The sequence below is a fragment of the Sulfitobacter pacificus genome (genome assembly GCF_030159975.1).
Lineage (GTDB): Bacteria > Pseudomonadota > Alphaproteobacteria > Rhodobacterales > Rhodobacteraceae > Sulfitobacter > Sulfitobacter pacificus.
Genome location: NZ_BSNL01000024.1, coordinates 14,304 through 26,721, shown reverse-complemented (window position 1 = coordinate 26,721; position 12,418 = coordinate 14,304). Strand labels below are relative to the sequence as shown.

At 56.8% G+C, this 12,418-nt stretch carries 10 protein-coding genes; 1 reads left to right on the top strand and 9 read right to left on the bottom strand.

Annotation, left to right across the window (positions count from 1 at the left end; translation table 11 throughout):
* Nucleotides 1-14: 14 nt before the first annotated feature.
* The 9 genes from tssG to QQL78_RS21100 form a co-directional block, all read right to left on the bottom strand.
* A complete protein-coding gene (gene tssG, locus QQL78_RS21140) occupies nucleotides 15-1,061 on the bottom strand; it encodes a type VI secretion system baseplate subunit TssG (RefSeq protein WP_284376825.1) in 1,047 nt (348 codons plus the stop codon).
* A complete protein-coding gene (gene tssF, locus QQL78_RS21135; RefSeq protein WP_284376824.1) occupies nucleotides 1,058-2,998 on the bottom strand; it encodes a type VI secretion system baseplate subunit TssF in 1,941 nt (646 codons plus the stop codon). Before tssF ends, tssG begins: the two co-directional genes overlap by 4 nt.
* Nucleotides 2,995-3,594 carry a type VI secretion system baseplate subunit TssE gene (gene tssE, locus QQL78_RS21130; RefSeq protein WP_284376821.1) on the bottom strand — a complete coding sequence of 200 codons (600 nt, stop codon included), beginning with the start codon at nucleotides 3,592-3,594 and terminating at the stop codon, nucleotides 2,995-2,997. Before tssE ends, tssF begins: the two co-directional genes overlap by 4 nt.
* 90 nt (nucleotides 3,595-3,684) lie before the next feature.
* A complete protein-coding gene (locus QQL78_RS21125) occupies nucleotides 3,685-4,182 on the bottom strand; it encodes an Hcp family type VI secretion system effector (RefSeq protein WP_284376819.1) in 498 nt (165 codons plus the stop codon).
* A gap of 65 nt (nucleotides 4,183-4,247) precedes the next feature.
* A complete protein-coding gene (gene tssC / locus QQL78_RS21120; RefSeq protein ID WP_284376817.1) occupies nucleotides 4,248-5,741 on the bottom strand; it encodes a type VI secretion system contractile sheath large subunit in 1,494 nt (497 codons plus the stop codon).
* Nucleotides 5,742-5,794: 53 nt separating this feature from the next.
* A complete protein-coding gene (tssB, locus tag QQL78_RS21115) occupies nucleotides 5,795-6,310 on the bottom strand; it encodes a type VI secretion system contractile sheath small subunit (RefSeq protein WP_284376816.1) in 516 nt (171 codons plus the stop codon).
* 126 nt (nucleotides 6,311-6,436) lie between these two features.
* The gene (locus tag QQL78_RS21110) at nucleotides 6,437-7,774 is read right to left on the bottom strand and encodes a type VI secretion system protein TssA (protein WP_284376814.1); all 1,338 of its coding nucleotides are present in this window, start codon (nucleotides 7,772-7,774) and stop codon (nucleotides 6,437-6,439) included.
* A gap of 54 nt (nucleotides 7,775-7,828) precedes the next feature.
* The gene (gene tagH / locus QQL78_RS21105; protein ID WP_284376812.1) at nucleotides 7,829-9,181 is read right to left on the bottom strand and encodes a type VI secretion system-associated FHA domain protein TagH; all 1,353 of its coding nucleotides are present in this window, start codon (nucleotides 9,179-9,181) and stop codon (nucleotides 7,829-7,831) included.
* Between the two features lie 98 nt (nucleotides 9,182-9,279).
* On the bottom strand, nucleotides 9,280-9,879 hold the full coding sequence (locus QQL78_RS21100) for a DUF6931 family protein (protein ID WP_284376810.1): 600 nt from the start codon (nucleotides 9,877-9,879) through the stop codon (nucleotides 9,280-9,282).
* A gap of 219 nt (nucleotides 9,880-10,098) precedes the next feature.
* Here QQL78_RS21100 and QQL78_RS21095 point away from each other — a divergent pair, with 219 nt between their 5' ends.
* Nucleotides 10,099-12,417, top strand: a complete 2,319-nt coding sequence (locus QQL78_RS21095; RefSeq protein ID WP_284376809.1) for a type VI secretion system Vgr family protein — start codon at nucleotides 10,099-10,101, stop codon at nucleotides 12,415-12,417.
* The last annotated feature ends 1 nt before the right edge of the window (nucleotide 12,418 follow it).

The following is a 12,418-nucleotide window of genomic DNA, read 5'->3' as shown; positions in this document are numbered from 1 at the left end:
TGTCCTTCGCTATTCTAGGCGGCGGTCTGTTCGGGCTGCGTATGATCAAGCGGTTCCAGTTCAAACCGTGTCACCCGTAAAAGGTGTTCGGGGTTATCGGGATCTGGCGCGATACAGGCCATCCATCCCATCATGATCGTCTGGCCCAATACGGCAGGGCGAATTTCGGGTTTGGGCAGCCAAAGCGCCACTTCAATGTCAAAAGCACGGCCCAGATACCAGAAGGTCAGATCGCGCAGATGGGCGTGATCAGTGCCACCGGGCAGGAACCGCAGGTAGGCGTCATAGTCTTTGACATAAATCTGAATGGTGATTTTCTCACCAATCGACAGAACACGTTCACCAAGGTTCGCATCCCGCCCCATAGTTGCCGCCTGTCGGCCCATCTGGCACAAGGCGTTTGGTTCGAACTCAAGCCATGCGGGTTCGAACTCATCTATGTCAATCCGAACCGCATCACCGAAATGCACCTGTAACATCTGGCGCAGTTTGACCGGGCTTTTGATCCGCCCCACAGCCAGAGGAGCCAGCCGTTGTTTTGCCGTATCCGGCACAGAGTCGCGGTTGCGATAGGAGGGAGAGCCGCTGCCGAGCAGCGACAGCACATAGGCCGAAAACCGATCTTGAGTTTCGTGATCAAACTGGGTGATGGCGCGGGCGTCGGACCAGGCGCGAAAGAACAGTTCCTGAAAACGGGCGGCAAAGATATCAGTGAAGGCGACAAAGCTGGGGTCGCCTGCATCAAACCAGCGCCGCACCTCTTCGGTCCAGACCAGCGGCAGCGCGCCTTGTGGTCCGAAAAACCCCATAAACTGTGCGCGGATCATCGGCGGGCTGGCTTCCAGATCGACCCGCGCCATATCGGCATCAGGAAAGGCCAGAAACGGGTCCTGCCCCAAACGCACAAGCGATTCCTTGAGCCGCGTGTTTTGACCGATGCGCGGCGCGTCCTGCCCCTCGCGCTCCAACCGACGCAACACGTTGAACAGACCCTGACCAAAAGCGGCTTTGGCTTGTGCATCGCGTTGGTTCAGGATTTCGGTCTTGCTTGGCTTGCTCATAACAATGGTCCAGAGCCTGAGCGCGGTGGAAACACTTTGATCTCACCGCGTTGCACGGTGCGCACAACCGTTTGGGTGAAACTGTTAACCGCGGCGTATTCCGACAGGAAACGGTCGAGGACCGCAGCCAGCAACATCACTCCGGATCCTTCGTATTCCTCTTCATCAAAGGTCAGGGTCACCTCGATCCCGCGCGCAGTGTGAAATCCGTCAGCATGGGGAATGGTGCGGCCCACGGGGCGGGTTTCCACCTTGTTCAATCCGGCAATCTGCGCCTCGCTGACATTGTCGGACAGATCGGTAAACAGCGACAGCATCTCGCGCAGGCTGGCGGCAGCATCCTTGCCATCGCGACTTTCCAGCCCGTAGTGGTTCAGCGACAGATAGGACACCAGCCGCCAATAGACATCACCCGAAGTGGTACGATGGGCGGCCCCGGATTCGAGATCGGCAAGGCTGTCGGTTGGCGGTGTGGGACCGGCGACACAAGACAAGGTGACCGTCTGATCGTCGCAGAAAAAGAAGTCATCTTTTGACTGCGCGATCGGCAAGAATTCGGGCAGATGCCGATTGGAACACAGGGTATTGAGCTGCAACCGCTGCACCACCTCGTCGCCGGGCGGGGCATAGATGGACACAAAGGTTTCGGTCCCGCGGTAGCGATAGTTCGACGCGCCATAGCGCTGTTCAGACGCGGTCAACCGGCGCGGGCGGCGGCGATAAGTGTAATACAAGACCTGACGCGGATCCTTGGCATCCGGCGGCAGAGCATAAAGCGGATAGACCCGCACTTTGTTCTGCTGACCTTGATAAAACGCCCAGACATCCTTGATCGATTGCACCTCGTAATGGGTGATCGGGGTGGAGTTGGGGGTGACCACTGCCTCGTGTTCTTTGGTGTTGATACGCACCTGTGAAGACATTTCTTCAAATTGGTTGATCGCCGGAGCGGCGTTCAGGGCAAAATGCTCTTTCTCAAGCCGCGAGGCGAGGCCGCGGTTCACCGTATCAAATTCAAAGATCACCTCGACCTGTGACTGACGGATATAGCGCAGGACATCGGCCATCCCACTCAGGCGGAAACCGGCAAACTTGCGGGGAAAAACAAAAAACTCGCGCAGAAAGGCGAAACCTTCGAACAGGCGGGTGTTATGGGCAAACAGACGTTGGTCCCGGTCAAAACCGACCTGTTCAAGACTATGCTGGGGCAGGGTGGCAAACACCGGATCGCCCTGTGCGTTCAGCCAGCGCAGCGAGATGCGGGTGGTGTCACAAAACAATTGCTCAAAAAGCGCAACACTGTCTTTTAACGGGCCGGTCAGATGGACCACCAGTTCATCCAGCCCGGCATCGTCGCCCAGACCGGCAAGAGTCAGATCAGCGGGATCGGTACCTTTCGCGCCCAGCCGTTCCAGCGTCAGAACAATGCCTGCTTTGGTGCCCTGCGCTATTTCCTGACCCAACGCGCCGATTGGCCCTGCACCGGCGTGGTATTTTACATCCCGCACCCCAAGCGGCCAGATTTTCAGCGGTGCGGCCAGTGCAAAACGGCAGGCGATTTGTTTGTCTGCGTCCTTGAAACGGGCATCCATATAGGCACCGGCGTTAAACGGGATACCCTTGGCCAGATCGGTGTTTTCAAGCGGCAGATTGGCCTGCACCAGCATCGCAGAAGGAGTGGGGGCCAATGCATCAGGAAAGATCTGATCCAGCAGTTCATGCGTGAAGGTCTTGAACTCATCCTGCATCTTGGTCTGGACGCGCGCGGCCAGTAAGGCACTGCCCTCAAGCAGGCCAGAGACCGTAGGATCAAGATTTTCCTCGACCAGCCCGCCAAGGCGATCGGCCAGACCGGGGTAGTCATGCGCAAACTCTGCTGCGCGTTCCTTAAGAAGCGCCAATTCGCGGTTATAGGCTTCGCGCAGGGCGCGTTTCATGCCTGCATCCTCAGCTTGGACATTTTCAGCTTGCCTGCGGCCATATCCACTTCGGCGTCAAAATCCAGTGGAATATCAATGGGATCGCCCATCAACTCGGCAGAGACAGAGATCGACAGACGTTGGCGGTTGTCGCCATCCGGCTCTACCACCGTTACTTCGATACTGTCGTGGACCAACCGGGGTTCATGGTTGATCAGGGATTTGCGGATGGTTTCCTTGATCCGTGGGCTGTTGATATCTGCGGTCGCAACACTGGACAGATCGCTGAACCCATAGTTGGCAATCGATGCGGCAACATGGGGGACATCATGCAGGCTGACCACCGAGCCCAGTTCAACCGTGTTCAGCAAGGCATTTAAATCGGTTTCAAGATATTTACGCAAGGTTGCCTCGTCCAAACCGTCGCGGCGTTGCAGGCTGCGGGGGCCGTCCCCCGGTGCGCTGCCACGGGCATCCCCGGCTTCAAAGGAATTGCGGAAAACCTGAAGGATGGAAACCTTGGCACGTTCGCCCTTGCGCCAGTTGCGCCGCGCTGCAAGTCGTTTGTCGGTTGGGGCGTTTTGCATAATCTCGCTTGCATTTGGGCCAACCATGGCCGGCTATCCCCAAGGTCCTCGGACGCAGAGGCGGGCCCAAAGGCCAGCCTCATTGGTATCAAAACAAGTGAACGGCAAAAGCCAGTCTTACTTGCCCCAGGTCTTGTTCTCGGCGATTTCCCAGCCAGCCATGCTTTCGGGGCCTGCGGCACCGGACTGCTCCTGGAAGGTATAGGTCACCTGAAAACGACGCATGTTCAGGGTCAGTGTTTCCTGAACACGGTCCAGACCATCCTTGCTGCCACCTGTGTTGTAGGTGCTGATGATGATGTCTTCCATGTCGATCTTGAGGTAGTCAACCGGCGCTTGGCCGCCTGATTTACGTACCACCAGCTGACCGCTTTTGATGTGCTCGCCAGAGCAGCAGCGCGCGATCAGATCGTGGGTCGCTTTGTCGACGTATTTGCTGATTGTGATATCGTTGACGTCAACCTTGCCGCCGCCGCCACCGCCACCCTGATGGGTCGTACCGGACTGCGTCATACCCCAGTTCCAGGACAGGATATCAATCCAGTCGCGGTGCTTGTCGTCCTGCGACTCACCTACAATGTTGTTGTCGAGATACAAAAAGCAATCAATGGCCATCTAGTTCACTCCTTTTGGGATTTTGGAACCTGACGCGCCTAATTGCGCGGCAGGAAATCTTATTTCTATTTTCCTGTTGGCAGCTTGGATACGAGGCTCATGCCGATATCCATGCCTTCCAGTTGGAAATGAGGTTTAAGGAAAAATTTGCCTTGGTAATAACCTGGGTTCAATTCATCCTCTACCACCTCGACTTTCGCACCAGCCAAAGGCTTTTTCGCCTTTTCGAATTCGCTGGCACTGTCTGGGTTTCCTGAAACATATTTATTGATCCACGCCTGCAAGTCCATCTGAAGTTGCATTCTGTCAGGACTTTGCCCGATTTTGTCGCGTACCATCGCCTTAAGGTAATGGCTGAACCGCGATACGGCGAAAATGTAAGGAATACGTGACGACATATTGTCCGATGCAGTGGCCAGATCGTCGACATATTTCTTGGGGCGGTACAGGGATTGCGCCCCGATGAAAGCCGCCTTGTCTGTGTGCTGTCGATGAATGAGGCCGATCAGGCCAGCCTGAGACAATTCGCCCTCGCGACGGTCGGTGATCGACACTTCGGTCGGGCATTTCAGGTCCTTGGAGCCATCGCCGGTATCAAACAGATGGGTTGGCAGATTGGCCACCTCACCACCCGAAGTCACGCCGCGAATGCGCACGGTCCAACCGCTTTCTTTAAACGCGCGGTTGATGTTTGCCGCCATGGCATGGGCTGCGTTCATCCAGGAATACATCTGGCCGCCGTGACCATCCGTATCTTCGACAAAGTTGAACTCTTCCACAACGGAATTGCTGTTTGGGCCGTAAGGTTCACGGGCCAGAACGCGGGGCAGGGTCAGCGCAAGGAAACGCGCGTTTTCGCTGTCGCGCAGGCTGTTCCACTGAGCATATTCCGGGGTTTCGAAAATCTCGCTCAGGTCCGGCGGGACGGAGATTTCGTTCCAGCTGTCCAGACCCAGCAATTCGGGCGACGCACCGGAAACAAATGGGGCCAAAGAGGCTTCGGCGATCTTACCGATGGAGTTCAGCAGGTTCACATCCGGCGAGGATTGGCTGAAGTGATAGTCACCGATCAGGCAGCCAAAGGGTTTGCCGCCCAGAGTGCCAAGGTTTTGTTCGTACACCATGTCATGCAGCGGGGATTTGTCCCATTTTGCACCAGGGTAGCGGCGCATCATCGCCTGCAGCTCTTTTTTCGAGATGTTCAGAACCTTGACCCGCAGGGTGCTGTCGGTCTCGGCGTTGTTCAGCGTATAGGCCAGACCGCGCCAGCTGCTTTCAAACTGCTGGAACTGTTCGTTGTGAATGATCTCATTCATCTGGTCGGTCAGCTTTTCGTCAAGCTTGGCCAGCATCGCATCCAGCGTATCAATCACATCCTCGGCGATCAGCGACTGGTCGCCCATGGCTTCGCGCACCAAGGCCACAACAGCATTGTCCACCTCTTTGGCGGCCACTTCGGAACGAGGTTTGATTGTTTGTTTCAGGATATCCGAGAATTCGGAAAGCTCGTTCAGCGCCTCTGCACCCTGCTGGTTTTCCTGTTGTGTTTCATTGCTCATCTTGATCTCTTTTCCGGCTTATCTGCTGACATGTGGGGCTGGGGCCGCCTACATTAATCATCATCGGTGTCAGGTCCGGCACGATCCGCCAATGCGGCCATCAGTTCGGGGTCGCTGAGCAGCTTTTGCAAATGTTCCTGTGCCTTGGGCTTGGCGCTCATGTAACGCTGCAGGTTTGCCAGCTGTTCACGCGCTTCAAGGATCTTGCGCAGTGCGGGCACCTGACGTGCAATCGCAGCCGGCTCAAGGTCTTCCATCTTTTCGAATTGCAGATCCACGCCCATCTTCTGACCGCTGTCGGGATCCAGCTTGTTACCCACCATAAAGGTCATGCCGGGTTTGGTCGCGGCCATGTAGTCATCAAGCGTGTCTTTGGTCACATCCGAGAACTTGCGGTCATCCGCCGGTTCGGGTTCAACCCCGGGGTTATTGCCTGACAGATCCGACATCACACCCATGACAAATGGCAACTCGACCATCTTTTCGCTGTCATAGGGATCTTCGTATTGAATTTGCACGCGGGGCGGGCGGTTTCGTTTGATGAAACCGGAACCAGAATCAGACGCCATTCATACTACTCCAAGAAAGTAACCTAGGTTTTTCAATCAAAAGTGAAGCAGCGTTAACCATCAAAGTCAACGCCACGCCATATCTTAGGCATTGGGGCGAAAGGATATTTGACAAAGCAATCATATTTATTGGTTTGTTTCCACCACTGGAACCAATTCGTCAACCAATGATTGAAAGTCCCGGGCAAGATAACTTCTAGCGCGTTGCAACAACAGGGGAACCGGCGATGATCTTTCTTTTGCCAGAAAATAGGTTTCCACTGCGCGCATTGCACCTGCCGCCTGTTCGCTGCTTTGGATGTCGGGGGCCGGCGAGTCGGACTCTGCGGTATCGGTTTGCGGTGACGGGCTTTGCGGGGCGCTGTCGGTCAACTGACGCAAGCGGTCGATGTTCAGCGAAAACCCGGTTTGCGGGCCAAAATCGACAACCGCCTGATTGGCCTTTTCCGGCAACAGGGTTTCCAGCGCTTCGATCAGGGGGCGGCCAATCAGCAGCCGCGCCTGCGTGACCAGCAACAGTGCCGCCGAGGAGGGTTCGCTGTGCCGGTAATAATGTTCGCAAGCCTCAAGTGTCAGGCGGGCATGGCTGTGACTTGTGATTGCCTCAGCGGGTGGCGTAGCTGCCTCAGCAACCGGGGCTGCAGGCATGTCGGGGGATGGTGTGGGCGCTGGCGCTGCGCTGGCCTGTACCTCCGCGGCGCGCAATTCGGGGCGGGCGGAACTGATCGCGCCCAGCATTTCCTGGACCGTCGCGGTGAGCAGATCAAAGGAAGGTGTGAAAGCCGCCGCCTCATGCGCCTGACAGCTCCGGGTGATCCGCCCCAGCGCCTCTGCCAGCCGCAACAATGCCTTATGATGCTGCTCCAACCGTTTTTTATTGCCCGGATCGCTGAGCGCGTCGGTCATCATACCGGGAGTCAGATCCTGTTCGTTTTGCAGCGGAGTAACAGCACCGGCAGCAACACGGATTTTGCGCAGGCTGACCTCATCCGTACCGGTCAGCCCGAGAAACTGGAGCGGCTGGATCAGGGTAACCTGACTGTTCAGATCGCCCAAAGCGTCCCGCCGCGCGGTTATCCCGTCACCAAGCCGGGGATGCAGATCGTCGCCATATGTCTCAAGCAGTGCGGCAATTGACTGTACCGCATCGGCCAGGGGATCAAGCCTGCCGGCAAGCGCCTCCCATTGGGCGAGCAGCACAAGCAGACGAATATCGCGGCTGCGGGTCAGCAGGCTTTCAATCTCGCGGCGTTCGGTCGTGATATCCACCTCGCCACTGTCAAAGATCATGTCCTGCGAAGCGGTTCCATCGGGGCGTTCAACACCGGGGCGGTAATAATAGGCAGGCAACCGGCCCAAGGCACCGAAATAATATTCTTCATATCCGGCATCCATCGTCGCATCCAGATCAGGACCGCAGGGCGCGTCATCCGCAACAGGTGTCAGCAATTCGTCTAATGTCACGGGTTTGTCCCCAATTCATGAATGTTGTGAATACGGCGTAAAAACCCGCTACCGTCAAGGTTGATCGGATTTACCCGTCGCATCGGCGTAAGCTTTGGCAAAGGCCCGCAGAAACACATCTAGCATCCCATGATCCCCGGTACTGGCCTTTTGATCCCAGCGTTTGACAAAAGCATCCCAATTGCGAGTCTTTTTCGACCCGCTCAACAGGTTGCTGGACGTGCCGTCACGCTCGGCAATCTCATCCGGGGCAAGCCCGGTCAACACCTCGGCCAGTGCCGGTTGCAATGCGGCAAACACTGCCGTCTGATGACGCCGCAAGTCACTTAACGCATTCTCGAACCCCTCGGCCCCTGTCAGAAAGCCTTCACGCGGAGAGAGCAGAAGAGCGGCAAGCGCCTGATCGCTGTCAGGCATAAATTTCATTGGGTTGTTGCCGGTAGCACTGCGCATTGTGCGCTCGCCGCTGCGGGTGAATTGTTTGACGCTGGCGCGGTCCTTGAGCATCAGCATCACCTCGTCCACCGTCACCCGTGCGCTTTTGCCGAGCGCCTCGACCAGCGCAAGCGGATCAACCCCTTCAACGCTTTTCGGGTCAATGCCTGCACCTGCGCAAAAGGCAGCAAGGATTGCCTGACCGTCCGGCCGGCCTGGCGCAGCGACAGGGATGGGCTCTGCCACGGCGGGCGCAGGAGTGGTGCGACGCGGCGGCGGCTTGATCACCGTTTCGGCAGGGTTGCCCACCGGCGGCATCGGCACAGCCTTGGGCGCGGCGAGCGGCGGCGGGGGTGATTGGACCGGCTGTTGCGGCGGGTGTTGCACAGCATCGCCTTGCGAGGGATGAACATTGGGTTGCTGAAGCTGGGAAGCATCCGGCGGTCTGTGCTGCGGATTGGCGGGCTGTTGCAGCGGCACGAAATCCTGCGCCATTTCATCAAGATGATGCGGGTTCGCCGCAGGGTTCGGCAGGGGGTTCACCGGCGCAAGCCCACCGGTATTGGGGTCCGCCCCCATATCCCAGGGATCCGCATCCGTACCAATGCCCCCCCAGGGATCAACAGTAACACCGGGCCGTTGCTGGCGTGCGGGCGCGGGTGCCTGACGTGTGCTGAGTTCCACAGCGATGATATAGTGACCGACAATCAGCCTCTCGCCACCTTTAAGCTGCACAGGGCCGTCGATCCGGTAGTAGCTGCCTTGCAGATAGGTCCCGTTGGTCGATACATCGCGCAGCCAATAGGCCCCGTCATGATACTGAATATCAAAGTGGTGGCTGGACACATGTTTGGCGGGATCAGGCAAAATCCAATCCATTGATGCACGCCGTCCGACACTTGCCCCTCTCTGATCAAGAGTGATCCATGTCGGCCCGCCGTCTTCCAGCGTGTCAAAATTATCGATTCGCATACGCAGTGTCATTAAGGACCAACTTGCGCCAAAATTACGGTCAATTCCAGTGGGATATCCCGAAACATCCGGCCTCAGGACCGGGTCATATTGCCACCCTAGCTCGCATGATACAGCACTTCGGACTGATCGATGAACCGCGCCAGACGGATGGGCCGCGATTGCAGGTCGGACTGTGCAAGGCAGGAAAGTACCGCGGTATTCAGCGCCTTGGGGCCGCGATGTGCGGGCACCCCTGCAGGATCATTGGGAGCGATTGATCCACCGGACCAGCCCACGGCCAACCCAAGATATGTGGCCGGCGTCCGCACCGGCGCATAAAGTGCAGCCTTCATCGCGCGGTAGCGGTTTTCATTATCCGGGTATTGCGTCCAATTCGCCACAAGCTCCATCATCTGACGGTCTTGTGCGCTCAGATCCTCTCCGGACAGGCGCAGACATTCATAGCCCCACCACACGCCCATTTTTGGCATCGTCGCAAACGCCGTATAGGTCACCGCCTCTTCCGGTGTGGTCGACGCCCGTAACCGATACAGGTATTCTATCGCCCGCTCTGTAACTGTGGGGCGGTGCAACGTTAGCTGAGAAACATGCGGCATTTTAGCATATAGTTCGGCGGGTGTGGCATAGCGCAGCGCAGCCAGCGGCGGCTGGGTCTTGTCCGGTTCAGCAGGGGGCGCATGATCATGAGGGGCCATAACGGCAGAGTTTCGCCGAAAAACCCGCCACGTCAATCCATGTTAAATATATCTGGCCCGCAAGATGCAGCCCTGCGCCTAATCCGGGTTAAATGGCCCTCTGCCTACTTGTACATCAGTAAGAAGTTTTCCATTCTACCTAAAGGCGCATTCCGATTTGATTGCTGCGCTGCCAAAGGGCTACTCTTTGGATGATTCTAAATAAGATCAGTGGGTTTTATGAATTTAATTCTTAGCCAAGAGAACCGGCCCGCCATCCTGACCACGATGTTGGGTGAAACCGAACTGGTGTTGCTGCGCTTTACCGGGCAGGACGCGGTTAACGATTTGTTCGAATATCGGGTCGAGGCGGTATCGCTGAACCCGGATATTGATCTGAACGCGCTGATGGGCACCCATGCGCATGTCGCGTTTTCCAACCAGCAGCATGGCCCGCGTTATTATGATGGCATCGTCACAGATGCAGAGACACTTGGCGTTGGCGATGGCGGTTATCTTTATTCGCTGACCTTGCGACCGTGGCTGTGGCTGGCGGATCAGCGTCAGAACCAGCGTATTTTCCACAATAAAACCGTGGTCGAGATTATTGAGGAAGTCTTTGGCGATTGGGCAGAGGCGTCGCAGCCCCTGTTCGATAACCGCCTTTTGCAGGATTACCCTGTTCTGGAATATACGGTGCAATTCGGCGAAACGGATCGCAATTTCATCTGCCGCCAGATGGAGCGTTTCGGGATCAACTATTGTTTTGATCATCAGGCGGGGGCGCATACGCTGGTGATGACAGACGATCCGCTGAGTTTCAGCGCTATCGCGGGGGGTACACGGGATTATTATAACTCGGTTGAGGATCATAATGCCGATGACGAACATTTCTGGGACTGGCGATCGGGCAGGGGGCTGACCACCGGCGCGGTGAAACTCACCGATTTCAACTTTAAAACACCTAAGGCCGCCATGCAGGTCAGCCAGCTGTCAAACCGGACCCATCCGCATGGGCAGATTGAATCCTATGCCTATCCCGGCGACTATCTTGAGGCGGGCACTGGCAAGGGCCTGTCTCAGACGCGGTTGAAGCAAATTGAATCCGCTGACCATCGGCAACGGATCGTCGGCAATGCCCCCTCCTTGTCCTCAGGTCTGTCGCTGGACCTGACGGGCGACGACATTCCCGGGCGCAAACCCGGCACGCTGATCTGTCTGGAGGCGCGGCACAGCTATTCCGCCAATGGCTATCAGTCAGGTGGATCGGGCAGTGATATGGCCTCTTACAGCGGTGAATATGTGCTGACCCCGGTGGATGCGCCGATCCTGCCGCCGCGCAACACTTATGTTCCGCGCATCCATGGGCCACAGACCGCTATGGTTGTGGGCGAGGGCGAGATTGACTGTGATGAATACGGGCGCATTCTGGTGCATTTCCACTGGGATTTGCAAAAAGCCTATTCAATGCGCTGCCGCGTCTTGCAGCATTCAGCGGCTGGTGAATATGGCGGCATGGTCATTCCACGCATTGGCATGGAAGCGGTGGTGGAGTTTCTGGAAGGCGATCCCGACAAACCGCTGGTGACCGGTTGTGTTTTCAACGGCAAAACCGACCGGCCCTACAGCCTGCCCGCGCATAAAACCAAACATGTGATCCGCGCGGATACCCACGAGGGGGCAGGCTTTAACGAGATCAGTTTTGAAGCGCAGGCCGGTCAGGAAAACATGGCAATCCATGCGCAAAAAGACCAGACGATCCGGGTGTTGAACGACCAAAGCGCCAATATCTCGGCCAACCGGGTGGAGCAGATCGGGGCCAATGCCTCGCTGAATGTTGCCGCGAACTCGATGGAGCGGGTCGGCGCGAACAAGAATATATCTGTCGGTGGCGGCGGCATGGGCCTGCTGAAAATGCTGATGCCATTGGTGCAGGCCGGTGGCAAATTCATGAAGAAAGGGGCCAATAAAGCAGGATCAGGGGCCGGTGTCGCGGGTTTTGCCGGGATCGTGGCCGGCGTGTCCGATTTGCCAAATGAACTGGCGGCCATTGCGATGAAGGGGCAATTCACCAGCTCTGGCGGCCATCGCAGCGCGGGTGGCGCGGATCAGCTGGGCAAGGGGGCCACCATGGCGCGGCTGTTGCAGATGATCATGCCATCCTCCGGGACGATGAACCTCACGGTTGAGAAATACAAAAAGGAAACCGTTGGTGCCGGATCAACCGAACAGGTGGGTCTGGCGAAAAACGTATTGGTGGGCAATGTTCTGTCAACCTCTGTGGGCAAGCTGATGCAGACCAAGGTGGGCGAAGATTACGATCTTGAAACAAAAAAATCCATTTTCAGCCGCACCCGCAAACATACGCTGCATGCCAAGGACAAGTTTGTGATCGGTGGCCCCGGTGGCACGATCATCATCGATAACAGCGGGATCACCATCAAAACCAAACATCTGAAAGTGAAATCCCCCAAGGTTGATTTCACATCCGGCGCGCCGGATCAGGTGGATGCCTTGAAATCAGACAAGCCGTTCGCGCAGGATTGTAAGGGAAAGTAAG

Bases quoted from the DNA above. Each gene is read 5' to 3' on its own strand.
- tssG (WP_284376825.1), bottom strand. From the start codon at position 1,061: ATGAGCAAGCCAAGCAAGACCGAAATCCTGAACCAACGCGATGCACAA.
- tssF (WP_284376824.1), bottom strand. From the start codon at position 2,998: ATGAAACGCGCCCTGCGCGAAGCCTATAACCGCGAATTGGCGCTTCTT.
- tssE (WP_284376821.1), bottom strand. From the start codon at position 3,594: ATGGTTGGCCCAAATGCAAGCGAGATTATGCAAAACGCCCCAACCGAC.
- QQL78_RS21125 (WP_284376819.1), bottom strand. From the start codon at position 4,182: ATGGCCATTGATTGCTTTTTGTATCTCGACAACAACATTGTAGGTGAG.
- tssC (WP_284376817.1), bottom strand. From the start codon at position 5,741: ATGAGCAATGAAACACAACAGGAAAACCAGCAGGGTGCAGAGGCGCTG.
- tssB (WP_284376816.1), bottom strand. From the start codon at position 6,310: ATGGCGTCTGATTCTGGTTCCGGTTTCATCAAACGAAACCGCCCGCCC.
- tagH (WP_284376812.1), bottom strand. From the start codon at position 9,181: ATGCGAATCGATAATTTTGACACGCTGGAAGACGGCGGGCCGACATGG.
- QQL78_RS21100 (WP_284376810.1), bottom strand. From the start codon at position 9,879: ATGGCCCCTCATGATCATGCGCCCCCTGCTGAACCGGACAAGACCCAG.
- QQL78_RS21095 (WP_284376809.1), top strand. From the start codon at position 10,099: ATGAATTTAATTCTTAGCCAAGAGAACCGGCCCGCCATCCTGACCACG.